Annotated in this window: 14 protein-coding genes and 1 pseudogene; 7 read left to right on the forward strand and 8 right to left on the reverse strand. The window is 71.5% G+C overall.

The genetic code is table 11. From position 1 onward, the window contains the following. Positions 1–227: 227 nt before the first annotated feature. The gene (locus EDF18_RS08075; RefSeq protein ID WP_123547381.1) at positions 228–1,130 is read right to left on the reverse strand and encodes a phosphotransferase; all 903 of its coding nucleotides are present in this window, start codon (positions 1,128–1,130) and stop codon (positions 228–230) included. A gap of 414 nt (positions 1,131–1,544) precedes the next feature. On the opposite strand from EDF18_RS08075, the gene EDF18_RS08080 reads away from it, so the two are divergent. Then, positions 1,545–3,146: an ATP-binding cassette domain-containing protein gene (locus EDF18_RS08080; RefSeq protein ID WP_123548248.1), complete on the forward strand. Its 1,602-nt coding sequence runs from the start codon at positions 1,545–1,547 to the stop codon at positions 3,144–3,146. An 11-nt stretch (positions 3,147–3,157) separates the two neighbouring features. On the opposite strand, the gene dnaB is transcribed toward EDF18_RS08080, so the two are convergent. The 7 genes and pseudogenes from dnaB to EDF18_RS08115 form a co-directional block, all read right to left on the reverse strand. Beyond that, positions 3,158–4,561: a replicative DNA helicase gene (dnaB, locus tag EDF18_RS08085; protein ID WP_123547382.1), complete on the reverse strand. Its 1,404-nt coding sequence runs from the start codon at positions 4,559–4,561 to the stop codon at positions 3,158–3,160. Between the two features lie 690 nt (positions 4,562–5,251). Further along, positions 5,252–5,704: a 50S ribosomal protein L9 gene (gene rplI, locus EDF18_RS08090; protein ID WP_123547383.1), complete on the reverse strand. Its 453-nt coding sequence runs from the start codon at positions 5,702–5,704 to the stop codon at positions 5,252–5,254. A 28-nt stretch (positions 5,705–5,732) separates the two neighbouring features. Then, on the reverse strand, positions 5,733–5,993 hold the full coding sequence (gene rpsR / locus EDF18_RS08095) for a 30S ribosomal protein S18 (protein WP_055964231.1): 261 nt from the start codon (positions 5,991–5,993) through the stop codon (positions 5,733–5,735). Positions 5,994–6,044: 51 nt separating this feature from the next. Further along, entirely contained in the window at positions 6,045–6,614 is a 570-nt protein-coding gene (locus EDF18_RS08100; protein ID WP_123547384.1) for a single-stranded DNA-binding protein, read from the reverse strand. A 111-nt stretch (positions 6,615–6,725) separates the two neighbouring features. Then, positions 6,726–7,088 (reverse strand): annotated as a pseudogene (rpsF, locus tag EDF18_RS08105) (30S ribosomal protein S6); the annotation flags it as partial. Between the two features lie 201 nt (positions 7,089–7,289). Beyond that, the gene (locus EDF18_RS08110; protein WP_123547386.1) at positions 7,290–8,696 is read right to left on the reverse strand and encodes a sugar ABC transporter substrate-binding protein; all 1,407 of its coding nucleotides are present in this window, start codon (positions 8,694–8,696) and stop codon (positions 7,290–7,292) included. Between the two features lie 16 nt (positions 8,697–8,712). Next, positions 8,713–10,143 (reverse strand): CCA tRNA nucleotidyltransferase, encoded by a 1,431-nt coding sequence (locus tag EDF18_RS08115; RefSeq protein ID WP_123547387.1) that lies wholly within the window; start codon positions 10,141–10,143, stop codon positions 8,713–8,715. Positions 10,144–10,316: 173 nt separating this feature from the next. On the opposite strand from EDF18_RS08115, the gene EDF18_RS08120 reads away from it, so the two are divergent. From EDF18_RS08120 to EDF18_RS08145, 6 genes are all read left to right on the forward strand, one after another. Then, entirely contained in the window at positions 10,317–12,626 is a 2,310-nt protein-coding gene (locus tag EDF18_RS08120; protein ID WP_123547388.1) for a DUF6049 family protein, read from the forward strand. Beyond that, on the forward strand, positions 12,623–14,296 hold the full coding sequence (gene murJ / locus EDF18_RS08125) for a murein biosynthesis integral membrane protein MurJ (protein ID WP_233569069.1): 1,674 nt from the start codon (positions 12,623–12,625) through the stop codon (positions 14,294–14,296). Before EDF18_RS08120 ends, murJ begins: the two co-directional genes overlap by 4 nt. A 162-nt stretch (positions 14,297–14,458) precedes the next feature. Next, entirely contained in the window at positions 14,459–15,466 is a 1,008-nt protein-coding gene (gene trxB / locus EDF18_RS08130) for a thioredoxin-disulfide reductase (RefSeq protein ID WP_123547389.1), read from the forward strand. A 71-nt stretch (positions 15,467–15,537) separates the two neighbouring features. Beyond that, complete coding sequence (trxA, locus tag EDF18_RS08135) at positions 15,538–15,864, forward strand: thioredoxin (protein ID WP_123547390.1); 327 nt, start codon at positions 15,538–15,540, stop codon at positions 15,862–15,864. Between the two features lie 123 nt (positions 15,865–15,987). After that, positions 15,988–17,295, forward strand: a complete 1,308-nt coding sequence (locus EDF18_RS08140; RefSeq protein WP_123547391.1) for a PLP-dependent aminotransferase family protein — start codon at positions 15,988–15,990, stop codon at positions 17,293–17,295. A gap of 64 nt (positions 17,296–17,359) precedes the next feature. After that, the gene (locus EDF18_RS08145) at positions 17,360–18,319 is read left to right on the forward strand and encodes a D-alanine--D-alanine ligase (protein ID WP_123547392.1); all 960 of its coding nucleotides are present in this window, start codon (positions 17,360–17,362) and stop codon (positions 18,317–18,319) included. Positions 18,320–18,400 lie beyond the last annotated feature (81 nt).

An 18,400-nucleotide genomic window follows, 5' to 3' on the forward strand; every position in this document is an offset into this window, starting at 1 on the left:
GCCGCCGCCCTGCTGAACCAGACCTTCAACACCGACGCCGTCCAGGACGAGATGCTCGTCGGCGTCGCGAAGATCACCGTCGCCACCGAGTAGGGCTCATAGAGCTCCTCTCCCGCACGGTGTCGACCACGCCGGTGCTGCGCCGTACCTCGTAGGGCCGGCATCCCGGTGGAACCCCATCCCGCTTCGTGAGCTGGATGGGGTTTTTCCGTGCGCCCGGGCGAGCCTCAGGCCCAGCGCCGCCTCAGCCAGCCCAGGGCGGCCGCAGCCTCTCGCCGTTGGAAGTCCCGAAGGGTCGGCATGTCCGCCGGCGCGGGCGTCTGCATCGCCTCCGTCCACGAACCGGCGAGGCCGGCGAGGACCGCGTCGACCGCCTCCGGCGGCACCTCCCGCAGGGAGTCGTGCAGGAGGTGCCCCTCCACGTCGCTGCGCGGGTCGCGCACGAGCACGTCGAGCAGGTAGGTCACCGAGTCGAACCACGGCGCCCCGACCGAGGCCCACGGCCAGTCGACCAGCCACACGCGCGAGCTGGCGTCGAGGAGGAAGTTGTCGGCACGGCAGTCGAGGTGCACCAGGTGCTCCCCCGCCGCTGCGCCCGGGAGCTGCGCAGAGGCGTCGCGCAGCTGGTCGAGGTGCGCAGTGGTCCAGGGTTCGAGCTCTCCGGTCACCCCGGCCTCGCTCAGGCGCTCCCAGCTCGTGGAGTCGGGCGTGAGCTCGTTCGAGAGGCGCGGCAGTAGCGAGGCCTCGGTGATGCGGGGCAGGCCGGCCAGCGCGTCGAGCACGAGCGTCGTGTCCTCCGGCCCGGGGTGCCGGCCGTCGACGTCCTCGAACGCCACGACGACCCAGCCGTCCTGCTCGACCGTCGCGACCACTCGGGGTGCCGACACCGACGCGGGCAGACCCCGGACGACCATCGCCTCCCGCCGATGCAGCTCGTGGGTGCCCGCGTTCCGCGATCGACTCACCGACTTCGCGAAGACCCGCCGTCCGCTGCGGAGCACCAGCCGATCGGCGCTGCCGGAGGAGAACCCTCCCGGCTGGCTCGCCGCCTCCTCGACCTGGTCGCCCAACGCCTCCTCGAGTGCACGGCGCACCGTGGTGGGCACCTCCGCCCAGGTGGTCCTGGTCATGACGGCTCCCCTCCGGGAAACACCCGGAAAGGGACGAGATGCCCCGGGGCCCCTGGACATCTTGTCCCGTCTCGGGTGTTTCTCGCACCCCCACCTCGGTCGACGACGAGCCAGCTCAGGCCGCCTTCTCTTGCGCGGCCTCGCACCCTGCGCCTAGCATCGGCGCGTACCTCGTCGCGAGCCGCGACGTCGGTGCGGCCACCTCACCGGCCGACCGGACGGCTCGCGGACACGGGGGCTCCCCGCACGGAAGACGGCCCATTGCGCACCAGCACCGGTACTGCGTCCACGACGCAGCAGCTGCCCTCGCACTGACTCCGCCCGTGCCCGCCCGCTGACCCGGGCGAGGCCGACGCCCCCGCCTCCGGCCGGGAGCGCGGTGGTGTCGTGCGCCGACACCACCCCGGGAGCACCGTGCCCTCCGCCTCCAGCACCACCACGCCCTCACCGTCCGTCGTCCTCACCGACTGCTCGTTCGCCTGGCCCGACGGCGCCGTCGTCCTCGACCGGGTCACCACGGCCTTCGGGCGGGGCCGTACCGGCCTCGTCGGGTCCAACGGCGCCGGCAAGTCGACGCTCGTCCGCCTCGTCACGGGCGATCTCGCCCCCACCGGCGGGAGGGTCTCGACGACCGGACCGGTCGACCTGCTGCCGCAGCGCCTCCGTCGCGGACCCGACGACACCGTCGCCGACCTGCTCGGCATCCGTCCGCGGCTCGACGCCCTGCACGCGATCCTCGGCGGCGACCCCGATCCGCGCCACTTCGACGCCCTCGGCGACGACTGGGACCTCGAGGCCCGGGCCGTCGCCGCCCTCAGCGAGGTCGGGCTCGACCTCGACACCGGGGACCTGCTCCGTCCGGTCGCGACCCTGTCGGGCGGGCAGGCCGTCCTCACCGCCGTCACCGGCGTGCGGCTGCGTGAACGGCCCGTCGCCGTGCTCGACGAGCCGACGAACGACCTCGACCTCCGGTCGCGCGGGCTGCTGCTCGACCTCGTCGATCGCTGGCGCGGAACGCTCGTCGTCGTGAGCCACGACCGCGAGCTGCTCGAGCACGTCGACGAGATCGCCGAGCTGCGCGACGGCTCGATGCGCACCTCGGGAGGGACCTGGTCCGACTTCGAGCAACGCCTGGCCGTCGAGCGGTCGGCTGCCGAGCGCGACCTCCGCGACGCCGATCAGCTGCTGCGCGCCGAGCGGCGTCAGCGCATCGAGGCCGAGACGACGATCGCGCGTCGGGCGAAGGCCGGTCGACGCTCGGCGGAGTCGATGCCCGCGATCATCGCCCACGCGAGGAGGAACAAGGCGGAAGCGACCGCGGGCCGGCTGCGCTCGGGTCACGGGGACGCGGAGGCGCGGGCCAGGGACCAGGTCGACGTCGCCTCACGAGCGGTGAGGGACGACGACGCCGTCCGGGTCGACCTGCCCGATCCGGCGATCCCGGCGGGGCGACGCCTCGCGGAGCTGACCGTGCGGGGCAGGACCACCGTGCTGCAGGGGCCGGAGCGGATCGCGGTCGTCGGTGCGAACGGCACGGGCAAGACGACGCTGCTCGAGCAGCTCGTGAGTGCTCCCGGCGCGCGGCCGCACCCCCTGGCCGACACGGGGGCGACGTCGTTCACCGAACGTGTCGCCTGGCTGCCCCAGCGCCGCGACGGGCTGCTCGACGACGACGACACCGTCCTCGAGCACGTCGCCCGAGCGGCCCCCGCCGTACCCGACCGTGAGCTGCGCAACGCCCTCGCGCGTCTCCTCGTCCGTGGCTCAGTCGTCGACCGGACGACGGCCACGCTGTCCGGAGGAGAACGTTTCCGCGTGGCCCTCGCGGGCCTCGTGCTCGCCGATCCGGTCCCCCAGCTGCTCGTGCTCGACGAGCCGACGAACGACCTCGACATGGCGACGACCGACCACCTCGTCGACGTGCTCGCCGCCTGGCGCGGCGGCCTCGTCGTCGTCAGCCACGACGAGAGGTTCCTCGACCGTCTGGGGCTGCACGCCCGCGTGGCCCTCGACTGACGGGGTTGCGGCTAGCTCGGCATGTCGACGAACCGCGAGAACATGCCGTGGAAGGCCACGGTGATCGTGTCCGTCGGGCCGTTGCGGTGCTTGGCGACGATGAAGTCGGCCTCGCCCTGGCGCGGGTTGTCCTTCTCGTAGGCGGACTCGCGGTGCAGCAGGATGACCATGTCGGCGTCCTGCTCGAGCGAGCCGGACTCACGCAGGTCGCTGATCGCGGGCTTCTTGTCGGCACGCTGCTCAGGGCCACGGTTCAGCTGCGACAGCGCGATCACGGGCACCTGCAGCTCCTTCGCCATCAGCTTGAGCGCACGCGAGAACTCCGAGACCTCCTGCTGACGGCTCTCGACGCGCTTGCCCGAGGTCATCAGCTGCAGGTAGTCGATCACCACGAGCTTGAGGTTGTGCTGCTGCTTCAGCCGGCGGCACTTCGCCCGGATCTCGACCAGAGTCATGTTGGGCGAGTCGTCGATGAACAGGGGCGCGTCGTTGATGCGACCGCGCACCTGCGCGATGTTCGTCCAGTCGCGGGCGTCGACGGTGCCCTTGCGCATGTTCTGCAGCGGCACGCTCGACTCGGCCGACATCAGGCGCATCGCGATCTCGCTGCGCCCCATCTCGAGCGAGAAGAAGACCGAGGCCTGGCCGTGCTTGATCGATGCGGCGCGGGCGAGGTCGAGCGCGAGCGTCGACTTGCCGAGCGCGGGTCGCGCGGCCACGATGATCAGCTGACCGGGGTGGAACCCGTTCGTCAGCGCGTCGAGCTGCGCGAAACCGGTAGGCACGCCGGTCATCTGACCGTCCCGGCCCTTGGCGGCCTCGATCTCGTCGATCGCGACCGTCACGGCCTCGTTCAGGGGCACGTAGTCCTCGGTCTGGACTCCCCCGGCGACGTTGTAGACCTCGGCCTGCGCGTTGTTGACCAGGTCGACGACCTCGCCCTCGCTCGCGTAGCCCATCTGCACGATGCGGGTGCCGGCCTCGACCAGGCGCCGCAGCACCGCCTTCTCGGCGACGATCGACGCGTAGTAGCCGGCGTTGGCGGCCGTGGGCACGACGCCGGTGAGCGTGTGGAGGTACTCCGCGCCTCCTGCCCTCGACAGGTCGCCCGACTTCATCAGCTCGTCGCTCACCGTGATGACGTCGGTGGGCTCGCCGTGCGAGTACAGGCCGAGGATGGCGTCGTAGATGACCTCGTGCTTCGGCACGTAGAAGTCCATGCCGCGGACGGTCTCGATGACGTCGGCCACCGCGTCCTTGCTCAACAGCATGCCGCCGATGGTGCTCTGCTCGGCCAACAGGTCGTGCGGGGGCACCCTGTCCATGCCCGTGCCCATGCCGCCGCGGTCGCTGCGCGGCTGCCGGTCGCTGTCGCCGGAGGTGCCGCTCGCGAGACCGAGGTGAGCGATCGACATGGGACCTCCTGCAGGGTGTTCGGGTGCGTGCCGGACGGCGACGGACGTCGTCCAGGACGGTTCTACAGCGAGCGGCCGACATCCCCGTGCCGAGCCCCCGCGACCCCCGTCTGACGAGCGCGGTACACCTTATGGACACCTAGTTCTCCACAGCAAATGCACCTGTGGATAACTTTGGGGAGAACCGGTGAGAAACGCCGGGGGTGCTTGTTGACAACTGTGGATCGTCCTGTGGACAAACAGATACTTCACGCCGACTAGGCGCCTCTGACCTGGACTTTATTTTCGCTCAGCCTGTGTGTAGAAAGTTCCTTGAACCGTGGGTTGAGAGTCCCGATTTGACTTCTGGCTGTGCACAGAGAAGTTGACAAGGAGGCGCGGCACCCGGTACGAGCGCAGGTCGCGTTCAGCTTGACGTAACCCTCTGTTCGGGGGCCGTTCCCCGCCTCCTGCGGCCCCCTGCTGGCCCACCTCGTGCCCTCCGTGCGGCCCTCCGGACGAGATGACACGGCACGCGGGTGCATCTTGTCCGGAACGGAGCATCAAGGCCTGCGCTCAGAGGAGTCGGCCCTGTCGAGCACACCCTGGGCCGGCTGACGCGCCCCCCGGGCACGCAGAAGAGCGGCGACCCCCGAGGGGGCCGCCGCTCTGCTGTGCTGCGGTGGTGCTGGCTGCTGACGCAGCGCGGGACTACTTCGCGCTGACCACCGTGAGGGTGATCGTCGCGACGACGTCCTCGCGGAGGCGCAGGGTCGCCTCGTGGTCGCCCACGAGCTTGATCGCGGTCGGGATCTCGACCTTGCGCTTGTCGATGGTCGCGACGCCCTGGGCGTTGACCGCGTCCGCGACGTCGCCAGGACGGACGGAGCCGAACAGGCGGCCGTCGGCACCGGTCTTGACCGTGAGGCGGATCTTCTGGGCCTCGAGGCGGGCCTTGAGGTCGTGCGCCTCCTCGATGGTCTTGAGCTCGCGGGTCTCGCGGGCGGTGCGGATCTGCTCGACCTGCTTCTCGCCACCGCGCGACCACGCCACGGCGAAGCCCTGGGGGACGAGGTAGTTGCGGGCGTAGCCGTTCTTGACGTCGACGACGTCACCGGCCGAGCCGAGGCCGGAGACCTCGTGCGTGAGGATCACTTTGGACATGGTTGCTCTCTCTTCCGTTCGCCGCTGATCAGCGGCCGGAGCCGGCGTAGGGGAGGAGCGCCATCTCGCGGGCGTTCTTCACGGCACGGGCGATGAGGCGCTGCTCCTGGACGGAGACGCCGGTGATGCGACGGGCGCGGATCTTGCCACGCTCCGAGATGAACTTGCGGAGGGTCGCGACGTCCTTGTAGTCGATGACGCCGACGCGGATCGCCTTCGCGGGAGCGGCGTTCTTGCCGCCCTTGCCGCGGAGGGGCTTGCGGCGGTCGCCGCTGCTCTTTCCAGCCATTGTTTTTCTGCTTTCGAGTTCAGATGAAGAAGAAGTGAGGTGCGACGAGGCCTAGAAAGGCGTCTCGTCGTTGTAGGTGCCGCCGCCGCCGGGGGTGTTCCAGACGTCGCCGCCCTGGGAACCGCCGCCCTGCTGGCCGCCGCCCTGAGCCGGTGCGGACTGGCCCCACGGCTCGGACTGCTGGCCGCCGCCGACCTGGCCCTGCTGGCCGCCGCGGTTGCCCCCGAAGGACCCACCGCCGCCGCCTTCGCGGGACGAGGCCGCACGCGTGACCTGAGCGGTCGCGTAGCGGAGCGAGGGGCCGATCTCGTCGACGTCGAGCTCGAAGCTGGTGCGCTTCTCGCCCTCTTTCGTCTCGTAGCTGCGCTGCTTCAGACGGCCCTGCACGATGACGCGCGAGCCCTTCGTCAGCGACGACGCCACGTGCTCGGCGAACTCGCGCCAGACGCTGGCACGGAGGAAGAGCGCCTCGCCGTCCTTCCACTCGTTGGACGCGCGGTCCAACGTGCGGGGGGTCGACGCGATGGTGAAGTTCGCGACCGCGAGCCCGTTCTGCGTGTAGCGCAGCTCGGGGTCACTGGTGAGGTTGCCCACCACTGTGATGACGGTCTCGCCTGCCATCGGCTACTCGGCAGCCTTCGGTGCGGCGGGCGCAGCGGGAGCGGCGGGCGTCGCGGAGCCGGCAGGCGTCGCGGCACCGGCGGAGGCCGGTGCAGCAGCGGCGGCCGGAGCAGCGGCGGGAGCCTTGGCGGCCTTGCGGGCAGCCTTCTCGTCCGAGAGCTTCTTGGCCTCGGCGACCATCGCGATGGCCTCCTCGGCGCGCAGCACCTTGGTGCGGAGCACGGCCTCGGAGAGACCCAGCTGACGGTCGAGCTCGACCGTGGCGGCCGAGTTCGAGGTCATGTTGACGACGGCGTAGATGCCCTCGGTCTTCTTCTTGATCTCGTAGGCGAGACGACGACGACCCCAGATGTCGATGTTGTCGATCGTGCCGCCGTCGTTGCGGATGACGTTGAGGAACTTGTCCAAGCTCGGGGCGACGGTGCGCTCATCGATCTCGGGGTCCAGGATGACCATCAGTTCGTACTGGTGCATGACTAACCCACCTCCTTCGGACTTCGCGGCTACAGACGTTCTGCAGCAGGAGGGTGTTCATGACGCCGCGCCCCCCGGGGGCAGACGCAACCTTCCCAGCGTAGCCGGTCGCCCCGCCCCGCACAATGCCGGGCCAGCGGCCAGCGCAGGACGATCAGCCCGACGCCGGGGCAGCCCGGCGCCGATCAGCGAGGTGTCCGATCAGCGAGGCGTCCCGCGCCCGCCCTCGCCGGGGTCGTCCTCGAGCGTGGCCGTCGCCAGCTCCTGGGCCCTGGCCAGCGCCTCCTCGACCGTCGTCGTGCCGAGGAACATCTCGTCGAGCACCGGGTCGACGACCGGCTCGGCGTCGCCCCAGATGCCGGTCGGGGCCGGGATCGAGCGCCCCGACGAGACGACGTCGAAGAACGGCGCCACGTCGACGCCCTGGTCCGACCAGTGCTCGTAGTAGGCGGCCTGGGCGCCGAGCACCGCGGGCACGGCCGCCCCGTCGGCGCCGATGTAGCGGGAGCCGTCGGTCGAGCCGAGCCAGGCGAGCACCCGCGCCGTGGCGTCGAGGTGGGACGTGTGGGCGTTGCCGGCCGCGACGATGCCGTTCGACACGCTGACGCGGCCCTCGGGGCCGGCGGGCATGCGCGCGACCCCCCAGGTGAAGTCGGACCCGGCCGCGACCGGCGCCAGGCTGTACAGCCCCGACTGGAACAGCGCCATGTGGCCGGACGTGAACTGGTCGCGGCTGTAGTCCGGGTCGGCGTTCGTGAGCGACGCCGGGGGAGCGACCCGGTGCTGCTGCACCAGGTCGACCACGTACCGGAACGCGGCCTGCGCCTCCGGCGTGTCCAGCTCGAAGGAGGTGCCCGTCGCGTCCTCGAGGCTCGCCCCGTTCGACCCGAGGTAGTCGAGCCAGATCGCCTGCAGGTCCTCGCCCGCGTTGTAGCCGTACTGCACCGGCGTGCCGTCGAAGGCGGGGTCGGCGGCGCTGCGGCCCTGGGCGTCGAGGGTCAGCTGCTCCAGCACCGGCAGCAGGGTGTCGCCTTCGCCGCCACCGGGCGCCCAGGTCAGCTCGTCGAGCGCGGCGGGGTCGATTCCCGCCGCGGCGAGCAGGTCGGCGTTGTAGTAGAGCGCGACGCCGCCGTCGCTGAGCTGAGGCACGCCCCACAGGTGGCCGTCGAGCGTGTACTGCTCGGTGACCTCGGGGCTCCAGGCGCGGTGCGCCGAGGCGCCGAGCACCCGGTCGACGTCGAGCAGGTCGCCCGCCTCGGCCTGGTCGGCGTACGCGGCGCTGTTCAGCCAGTAGACGTCGGGGGCGCTGCCGTCGTCGACGTCCGACCCGAGGTCGGCGGCGTACTCGGCGTACGGGACGACCTCGACGTCCACGTCGATCGTCGGGTTGTCGCGCTCGAAGGTCGCGAACGACTTCTCGTAGCCGGCGGCGACGCCCTCGTCCCAGAGCCGCACGGTGACGGTCGTCCGACCGTCGCGGCCGGGCGACGCCGTCGCGCCCTCGGACGAGTGGGAGGCCCCGAAGGCGGCGATGCCCGCCGCGGAGCCGGCGACCACGACGACGCAGACGGCGGCGGCGATCGTGACGGAGCTGGGTCGGGTGCGCACGACCCGACAGTACGGCCTAGGAGGCGCGCGCCGCCCACCAGGCCAGCAGCCGGTCGGTCGCGACCTCGCTGCCGAGGGGCCCCTCCTCGGTGCGCAGCTCGAGCAGGAACCGGTACGCCTCGCCGACCTCGCGGCCGGGGGAGATGCCGAGCACGCGCTGGATGTCGTCGCCGTCGAGGTCGGGCCGGAGCGAGTCGAGCGCCTCGCGCTCGCGCAGGTCGGCGATGCGGGCCTCGAGGTCGTCGTAGGCGAAGCCGAGCCGGTCGGCCTTGCGCCTGTTGCGCGTCGTCACGTCGGCGCGGGTCAGCATGTGCAGGCGCTCGAGCTCGTCGCCGGCGTCGCGGACGTAGCGGCGCACCGCCGAGTCGGTCCAGGCGCCCTCGGTGTACCCGAAGAAGCGGAGGTGCAGCTCGATCAGGCGGGACACGGCCTTGGTCGTGTCGTTGTCGAACCGGAGGGCGCGCAGGCGCTTGCGGGCCAGCTTCGACCCGACGACGTCGTGGTGGTGGAACGTCACGACCCCGCCCGGCTCGAGCCTGCGGGTGTCGGGCTTGCCGCAGTCGTGCAGCAGCGCGGCGAGCCGGAGGGTCAGGTCGGGCGCCTCTCCCGGGTGCCGCTCGCGCTCGTAGCCGATGGCCTGGTCGAGCACCGTGAGGCTGTGCTCGTAGACGTCCTTGTGGTGGTGGTGCTCGTCGATCTCGAGGCGCATCGCGGCGAGCTCGGGCAGGACGTGGTCGGCGAGGCCCGTGTCGACCATCAGCCGGATGCCGTCGCGGGGCGTGTCGGTGCGGAGCAGCTTCGAGAGCTCGTCGGCCACGCGCTCGACCGAGACGATCGACAGGGTGGAGGCGCGAGCCGAGATCGCCTCGCGCACCTCGTCCGACACGGAGAAGCCGAGCTGCGCGACGAAGCGTGCGGCGCGCATCATGCGCAGCGGGTCGTCGCGGAACGAGTCGACGGCGCTGCCCGGCGTCGCGAGACGACCGGCCAGCAGGTCCTCCACGCCGCCCGACGGGTCGACGAGCACCCGCTCGGGCAGCCGCAGCGCCATCGCGTTGACGGTGAAGTCGCGCCGCACGAGGTCGCCCTCGAGGGTGTCGCCGAACTCGACGACGGGCTTGCGGGTCTCGCCGTCGTAGACGTCGCTGCGGTACGTCGTGATCTCGACGACCTCGCCGTCGACGCGGGCGGCGATGGTGCCGAACTGGCGACCGACGTCCCAGTGCGCCTCGGCGAGGGGCACGACGATCTCGAGGATCTCGTCGGGGGAGGCGTCGGTGGTGAAGTCGAGGTCGTTGACCCGACGGCCGAGGAACGCGTCGCGGACGGGGCCGCCGACGAGGGCGAGCTCGTGGCCGGCCGCGGCGAACGCGGCGGCGAGCTTCTCGATGCGGGGAGCGGCGGCCAGTCGGTCCAGTCGCTCGACTGCGGAGGCGACGGTGTCCATGACCGACCACTTTGCCACAGTGCGCCCGGCGCACCGGGCGGCGGGCGCCTCCTCCCCAGGGCTGAGGCCGTCCGTCGTCGGTCGCGTCTCGGGGCGCCCACCGCGACCGCATGGTCTCGATTGCCTAGACTCGGCATGCTCGTCGGCCGTCCCGCGCCGGCCGCACCCTGCCTATGAGACGACTCCACGCCCTGCTCGCCGCGCTGACGGCGGTGTTCGTCGTGGTCGTCGGGCTCGGCCTCGGGTCGTCGGGCGCGTCGCCCGCCCGCGCGGCCGCCGCCGCCGCCTCGAGTGCTCCCGACGACGCCGTCACGCTCTCCCTGGCGCCCGCCGAGTCGGGCGTGCTCGTGCCGGACCGCGACCTCGTGCTCGACGTCGTCGTCACGAACGCGACCGAGGACGACCTGGCGGCCTCCGTCGCCCGCCTCTACCTCGACCGGCAAGCCTTCGTCACCCGCGCCAAGCTCGCCGGCTGGCTCTCGCCCGCCTCGACGAGCGGGAGCGACTACCTCGGCACCTCCCTGACGCGCGTCGACGTGCCCGCGGTCCCGTCGGGGCAGTCGCGCACCGTCGGCTCCGTGACCGTGCCGGCCGCGACCGTCGCGCTCGGCGGCTACGGCTGGGGCGCGCGGGCGCTCGGGGCCCGGCTGGTCGACGACGACGGGGCCCAGCTCGCCCAGGCGCGCAGCAGCGTCGCCTGGTTCCCGGCCGAGAGCTTCCAGGCGACGAAGGTCGCCGTCGCGGTGCCGATCACGACGCCCGAGACCGAGAACGGGGTGCTGGACGCGAGCGCCCTCTCGGCGTACACCTCGATCGACGGCACCCTGACGCGGCAGCTGAGGGCCGTGCAGGGCACGCAGGCCGCGGTGGCCGTCGACCCCATGATCATCGCCTCCGTCCGGCTGCTCGGCACCTCGGCACCGCCCTCCGCCCTCGACTGGCTCGACCAGCTGCAGCGGTCGGGCCTCGAGATGTTCCCGCTCGCGTACGCCGACGCCGACGTCGCAGGCCTGAGCCAAGGAGGCGCGACGCCGATCCCGACGCCCGTCTCGTTCGACGCCCTGATCGACCCGACGCTGTTCGCCGAGCCGACGCCGAGCGGCACGCCCGAGCCGTCGTCGAGCGGCACGTCCGACCCCTCGGCCGTCGAGCCGCCCGCCGACGGCGGCGCCGACGGCGCCGACGGCACCGGAGGTACCGGAACCGGCACCGGCACCGGAGGCAGCGGCACCGGCCAGGCGGACGACCCCTCGGCCGCGCCGCCCCTGCCCACCACCGAGTCGCTGCTGAGCTGGCCCTGGTCGACCACCGGCGTCGCGTGGCCCGAGGCCGACACGGTCGTCGCCGCCGACCTCGACGTCCTGGCCGCCAGCGGGTACACCTCGACGATCCTGTCGAGCTCGAACGTCGAGGTCTCGACCGGGGCGACCGAGAACGCGGCGACGCAGCTCGGGGCCACGGCGGGGCTCGTCTCGGACGACACGCTCTCGACGCTCCTCTCGGACGCGGCCGGCGCCTCCGACGACGCGGCCTGGGCCACGGCGATGGCCGAGCTCTCCGCCAGCGTCGCCACCGTCGCCCGCGAGCGGCCGAGCGACGCCCGTACGCTCCTCGCCACGCTCGGCCGCGGATGGTCGCCCGACAGCGCCTACCTGACACGGACGCTCGCAGCGCTGCGCGACCTCCCGTGGTCCGCCCCGAGCACCCTGCAGGAGGCGGTGGCCAGCGCCCCGACCGCCGCCACGGTCGTCGACGAGCCCGAGGACGACGCGCGCGCTGCCCTGATGCGCACCCTCGCGACGGCCGACCGCCGCGTCTCCGACTTCTCCACCGCGCTGGCCCAGCCCCAGACCGTCACGGGTCCCGCGCGCCTCCGGACGCTCGCCCTCGCCTCGCACGCCTGGCGAGACAACCCCGACGGCCTCGCCGCGGAGGTCGAGGCGGCCGACGCGGAGTCCGCCGCCACGTCGGGGCTCGTCTCGATCGTGCAGGGCAGCGACCTCTCCATCCTCGGCGACCGCACCTCCCTGCCGCTCTACGTGCAGAACTCGACCTCGTCGGCGGCGACCGTGTACCTGATGGTGCAGCCGTCGAACTCGCTGCTCTCGGTCGAGCAGAACCGCATCGAGGTGACCGTCGCATCCGACTCGCAGGCCCGTGTCCGCGTCCCGGTGCAGTCCGTCGCCAACGGGACCGTCGACGTGTCGCTCAGCCTCGTCAGCGGGACCGGGGTCGCCATCTCGACGCCGTCCACCGTGTCCATCTCGGTGCAGGCCGGCTGGGAGACCGCGATCACGTGGGTGTTCGCCGTCGGGTTCCTGGTGCTGTTCGGCGGCGGGATCTACCGGACGTTCCGCAAGCGGCGTCTCGCGCGCGAGGAGGCGGCGTCAGGGACGTCCGCCGGTGCAGCCGGTGCCGCCGGCAGCGACACCACCGAGACCGGTGTCCGACCTGACACCACCGAGACGGGTGTCAGCTCGTGAGCGCACAGCAGGCTGGCCTCGGCCGCGCGAGCGTGTTGCTCGCCTCGGGCACGATGGTGTCCCGGGTGCTCGGCTTCGTCAAGACCGCCGTGCTCGCCGCGGCGATCGGCCAGTCGGCCAGCCGGGCGGCCGACTCGTTCGCCCTCGCGAACCAGCTGCCGAACAACATCTACGCCCTCATCGCGGGCGGCCTGCTGAGCGCGGTGCTCGTGCCGCAGATCGTGCGTGCCGCCACCCAGGACGACGACGGCGGCCAGCGCTTCATCAACAAGATCGTGACGCTGGGCACCATCGTCTTCGCGGCGGTCGGCCTCGTCGGCACGCTGCTCGCGCCCCTGCTCGTGCGCATCTACGCCCAACAGGCGGGGTCCACCGGTCAAGGTGGTTACACCTCGGACGCGATCGCCCTCGCCACGGCGTTCGCCTACTGGTGCCTGCCCCAGATCTTCTTCTACGCGATGTACTCGCTGCTCAGCGAGGTGCTCAACGCCCGCCAGGTCTTCGGGCCGTTCACCTGGGCCCCGGTCATCAACAACGTCGTCGCCATCGCCGGCCTGGTCGTCTTCATGGTGCTCTTCGGCGGCTCGGCCGAGAACTCGGTCGTCGACGTCTGGACCCCCGGCCGCATCACTCTGCTCGCCGGCACGGCGAGCCTCGGCGTCCTGGCGCAGGCGGGCTTCCTGCTGCTCTTCTGGCGACGTGCGGGGCTGTCGTTCCGTCCCGACTTCCGCTGGCGCGGAGTCGGCCTCGGGGCGACCGGCAAGGCCGCCGGCTGGCTCTTCGGCATGGTGCTCGTGACCCAGCTCGCCGGCCTCGTGCAGAGCCGCGTCGCGTCCGAGGGCAGCGGCACGGGCGCCTCGAACGCCGTGCTCGCCAACTCGTGGCTGCTCTTCATGCTGCCCCACGGCATCGTCGCCGTCTCGATCGCGACCGCCTACTTCACGCGCATGAGCGGGCACGCCTCCCGCGGCGACCTGCGCGCGGTGCGCACCGACCTGTCGCAGTCGCTCCGCACCATCGGCATGTTCATGGTCTTCGCGACGGTGGCCATGTGCGTCGTGGCCTACCCGTTCGCGAGCTTCTTCGAGAGCACCTTCACCGGGGCGAGCCAGATGGCGCAGGTCATCCTCGGCTTCATGCCCGGGCTCGTGCTCTTCAGCGTCCTGTTCGTCGTGCAGCGCGTCTTCTTCGCCCTGCACGACCAGCGCACGCCGTTCTTCATGCAGATCGTCCAGTCGGGCATCTTCGTCGTCGGCACGCTGATCTCGTCGGCGGTCGTCCCCGACGAGCTCATCGCCGTCGCCATCGCGATCACCACCTCGGTCGCCGGCTCGGCCCAGACGATCGTCGCCCTCGTGCTCGTGAAGCGCCGGCTCGGCGGCATCGACGGTCGGTGGGTGCTGCGCCGTTACCTGCAGTTCGCCTTCTTCTCGCTGGTCGCCGGTGCCGTCGGGCTCGTCGTCGTGACCGCATTGGGTGGTTTCACCCCCGACGGATTCGCCCACTCGGGCCGCATCGCCGGCATCCTGACCGTCGTCGTCGCCGGGCTCGTCATGGCCGCGGTGTACCTCGGCCTCCTCGCGCTGATCCGCCTGCCCGAGCTGACCGACCTGACCGCCCCGGTGATCCGCCGGGCGCGACCGCTGGCTGCGCGCCTCCTTCGTCGCTGACCCGGCTCGCAGGCCGGTCGCTGAGCGCCGTCTGCGAGCCCCGGGCCGACGGAATGCTCCGACCCTAGGATGTGTTGCACCAGACGGTCGAGCGAGGGCGAGACGGGCAGACCGCCCGCAGTCCCTCTCCCGTCATCCACGAACGTCACTGAGGAAGGTGCCATGCGCCAGATCATCATCATCGGCTCCGGACCCGCCGGCTACACGGCGGGCATCTACGCGGCGCGCGCCGGTCTCGAGCCGCTGATCGTGGCGAGCTCGGTCGAGGCGGGCGGCGAGCTCATGAAGACCACCGAGGTCGAGAACTTCCCCGGCTTCCCCGACGGCATCCAGGGCCCCGAGCTCATGTTCAAGCTGCAGGAGCAGGCGGAGAAGTTCGGCGCCGAGGTCCTGCTCGACGACGTGACGAGCGTCGACCTGACGGGCGACGTCAAGAAGGTCACGCTCGGCAGCGGCACCGTCGAGGAGGCGTTGACCGTGATCTTCGCGACCGGCAGCGCGTACCGCAAGCTCGGCCTGCCCGACGAGGAGCGCCTCAGCGGCCGCGGCGTCAGCTGGTGCGCGACCTGCGACGGCTTCTTCTTCAAGCAGAAGGAGATCGCGGTCGTGGGAGGCGGCGACTCGGCCATGGAGGAGGCGACGTTCCTGACGCGCTTCGCCTCGAAGGTCTACGTCATCCACCGCTCCGAGACGCTGCGCGCCTCGAAGATCATGCAGGACCGCGCGCAGGGCAACGACAAGATCGAGTTCCTGTTCAACAAGCAGGTCACGGCGATCCTCGGCGACGAGAAGGCCACGGGCGTGCAGCTGACCGACACGGTCGACGGCAGCACGAGCGACCTCGACCTCGACGGACTCTTCATCGCCATCGGCAACGACCCCCGCGTGCACCTCGTGCACGGCCAGGTCGACCTCACCTCGAGCGGCACCATCGCCGTCGAGGGCCGCAGCTCGAAGACCAACCTCCGCGGCGTCTTCGCGGCGGGCGACGTCGTCGACGACACCTACCGCCAGGCGGCCACCGCGGCCGGCTCCGGAGTCGTGGCCGCGCTCGACGCCGAGCACTTCCTGGCGAGCCTCGACCAGACCTTTCTAGCCGAGCACACCGAAGGCGCCGCCGAGGGCATCGACACCGCCGAGTCGGTCGCCCCGGAGCCCGTCTCCGCCTGACCTGCGACCGCAGGTCGACGACGTCGGCCCGCACGCACGAACACACGAACCCCCCGACGAAAGGAACCACCATGAGCAGCGCCAAGGCAGTCACCGACGCCTCCTTCGAGGCCGACGTCCTCAAGTCCGACAAGACGATCCTGGTCGACTTCTGGGCCGAGTGGTGCGGCCCGTGCCGCGCGGTCTCGCCGATCCTCGACCAGATCGCGGCCGAGAACGCCGACAAGATCGAGATCGTCAAGCTCAACGTCGACGACAACCCGCAGACCGCCATGCAGTACCAGATCACGTCGATCCCGGCGATGAAGGTCTACAAGGGCGGCCAGGTCGTCAAGACCGTCATCGGCGCCAAGCCGAAGCCGGCCCTCGAGGCCGACCTGGCGGAGTTCCTCGCGTAGGTCGACCCCGCGTCGATGCACCGCCCGAGAGCCCGCCCAGCACCCGCTGGGCGGGCTCTCGCCGTCTCCGGGCCGCTCCGGGCATATCCTGAACCGCACCACCTCTGACCGACAGGGACGCACATGACCGACAAGGGCACCAACCTCGACCCGTGGTACGACTCGTACGCCGACCGCACGGCCGGCCTGAGCGCCTCCGAGGTCCGAGCCCTCTTCGCCGTCGCCAGCCGACCCGAGGTCGTCTCCCTGGCCGGTGGCATGCCGTTCGTCTCCGCCCTGCCGCGCGAGCTCGTGACCGGGGCGATCGACCGCGTGATGTCGCAGAACGGCGGGGCGATGGCCCTGCAGTACGGCTCCGGGCAGGGCACCCCGGCCATCCGCGAGCACATCATGCAGATCATGGCGATGGAGGGCATCCGGGGCAGCGCCGACGACGTCGTCGTGACCACGGGCTCCCAGCAGGCCCTCGACCTGGTGACCCGGCTGTTCGTCAACCCGGGCGACGTCGTGCTGGCCGAGTCGCCCAGCTACGTGGGCGCCCTGGGCGTCTTCAAGGCCTACCAGGCCGACGTCTCGCACGTCGCGACCGACGCCGAGGGCCTCGTGCCGGAGGCGCTGCGAGAGACGATCGCGCGGGTCAGGTCCGAGGGCCGCACCATCAAGTTCCTCTACACGATCCCCAACTTCCACAACCCGGCCGGCGTGACGCTGACCTGGGCCCGCCGGCTCGAGATCCTCGAGATCTGCCGCGACGCCGGCATCCTCGTCCTCGAGGACAACCCGTACGGCCTCCTGTATTTCGACCAGCCGGCCCCCCAGGCGATGCGCTCGGTCGACGACGAGGGCGTCATCTACCTCGGCTCGTTCTCCAAGACGCTCGCTCCCGGCTTCCGCGTCGGCTGGGCCCTCGCCCCGCACGCCATCCGCGAGAAGCTCATCCTCGCCAACGAGTCCGCGACGCTCTCGCCGAACTCGTTCGGCCAGTTCGTCATCACCGAGTACCTCGACCAGGCCGACTGGCGCGGTCAGATCGAGTCGTTCCGCGGCCTCTACCGCGAGCGTCGGGACGCCATGATCTCGGCGCTGGGGGAGTACCTCCCGTCGCTCAGCTGGACCGTGCCCGACGGCGGCTTCTTCGTCTGGGTCACCCTGCCCGACGAGCTCGACTCGAAGGCGATGCTGCCCCGGGCCGTCAAGGAGCTGGTCGCGTACACGCCCGGCACGGCGTTCTTCGCCGACGGCGGCGGCCGCCAGAACATCCGGCTGTCGTTCTGCTACCCGACGCCCGAGTCGATCCGGACCGGCATCGCCCGGCTCGCGACCGTGGTCAACGGCGAGCTCGACCTGCTCGCGACGTTCTCCGGTGCCCGCCTCGGCTCGCCCCTGACGATGCGCACCGGCGTGTCGACACCGCCGCCGAACACCAACTGATCAGCGCTTAAGCAGAAACGCCGCCACGGGACGACCACGTGGCCGATCCACGAGAGAGAGCCCGATGACACAGAGCGCCGTCAAGAAGGTCACCGTGCTTGCCGGGGGCATCTCCCACGAGCGGGACGTCTCGCTGAGGTCGGGGAGGCGCGTGGTCGACAGCCTCGTCGCGAACGGCATCGAGGTCGACCTGCGCGATCCCGACGCCTCCCTGCTCGGACACCTGACCACCACCCGACCCGACGTCGTCTGGCCCGCCCTGCACGGCGCCAGCGGCGAGGACGGCGCCCTCCGTGGTCTGCTCGAGGCGCTGGACATCCCCTTCGTCGGCAGCAGCTCGGCGGCGGCGCGGCTCGCGTGGGACAAGCCGACCGCGAAGGAGCTCGCGCACCGCGCCGGGGTCCGGACGCCCCGGGGCATCACCCTCTCGCACGACTCCTTCCGTGAGCTCGGCGCGGCCGGGGTACTCGCCGCCATCTCGGAAGAGCACCCGGTCCCCGTCGTCGTGAAGCCAGCCCGGGGCGGCTCGGCGCAGGGCGTCACCGTCGTCGAATTCGCTGATCAGCTGCCCCGAGCGATGGTGGACGCCTACACGTACTGCGACGACGTGATCGTCGAGCAGAAGATCACCGGCACCGAGATCGCGGTCGGCGTCATCGACACGGGCGACGGCCCCTCCGCCCTGCCGGCCGTCGAGATCGTCCCTCGCAACGGCGTCTACGGCTTCGAGGCCCGGTACAACGCGGGCGAGACGACGTTCTTCACCCCGGCCCGCCTCGATGCTCGGGCGCAGGAGGCGGCGGCCCAGACCGCCGTGACCGTGCACCGGGCTCTCGGCCTCCGCCACCTCTCCCGGGTCGACCTGATCGTCGATGCGGCGGGCACCCCGTGGTTCCTCGAGGTGAACGTCCTGCCCGGCCTGACTGAGACCTCGCTCGTCCCCATGGCCCTCGATGCCGCTGGCTTCGAGCTCGGTCTGGTCTACGCGGCTCTCGCCGAGAAGGCCGTCCTCGACCACGCGTGACACTGTTTCACGTGAAACGCCCGCCCTCTCGTTCGAGAGGGCGGGCGTTTCGCGCGGAACGCAAGTAGCGGAACCGGCCGC

Origin of the sequence: Frigoribacterium sp. PhB107 (assembly GCF_003751515.1) — a bacterium.
Lineage (GTDB): Bacteria > Actinomycetota > Actinomycetes > Actinomycetales > Microbacteriaceae > Frigoribacterium.

Coding starts and splice junctions, on each gene's coding strand:
- EDF18_RS08075 (WP_123547381.1), bottom strand. CDS start 1,130: ATGACCAGGACCACCTGGGCGGAGGTGCCCACCACGGTGCGCCGTGCA.
- dnaB (WP_123547382.1), bottom strand. CDS start 4,561: ATGTCGATCGCTCACCTCGGTCTCGCGAGCGGCACCTCCGGCGACAGC.
- rplI (WP_123547383.1), bottom strand. CDS start 5,704: ATGTCCAAAGTGATCCTCACGCACGAGGTCTCCGGCCTCGGCTCGGCC.
- rpsR (WP_055964231.1), bottom strand. CDS start 5,993: ATGGCTGGAAAGAGCAGCGGCGACCGCCGCAAGCCCCTCCGCGGCAAG.
- EDF18_RS08100 (WP_123547384.1), bottom strand. CDS start 6,614: ATGGCAGGCGAGACCGTCATCACAGTGGTGGGCAACCTCACCAGTGAC.
- EDF18_RS08115 (WP_123547387.1), bottom strand. CDS start 10,143: ATGGACACCGTCGCCTCCGCAGTCGAGCGACTGGACCGACTGGCCGCC.
- EDF18_RS08120 (WP_123547388.1), top strand. CDS start 10,317: ATGAGACGACTCCACGCCCTGCTCGCCGCGCTGACGGCGGTGTTCGTC.
- trxB (WP_123547389.1), top strand. CDS start 14,459: ATGCGCCAGATCATCATCATCGGCTCCGGACCCGCCGGCTACACGGCG.
- trxA (WP_123547390.1), top strand. CDS start 15,538: ATGAGCAGCGCCAAGGCAGTCACCGACGCCTCCTTCGAGGCCGACGTC.
- EDF18_RS08140 (WP_123547391.1), top strand. CDS start 15,988: ATGACCGACAAGGGCACCAACCTCGACCCGTGGTACGACTCGTACGCC.
- EDF18_RS08145 (WP_123547392.1), top strand. CDS start 17,360: ATGACACAGAGCGCCGTCAAGAAGGTCACCGTGCTTGCCGGGGGCATC.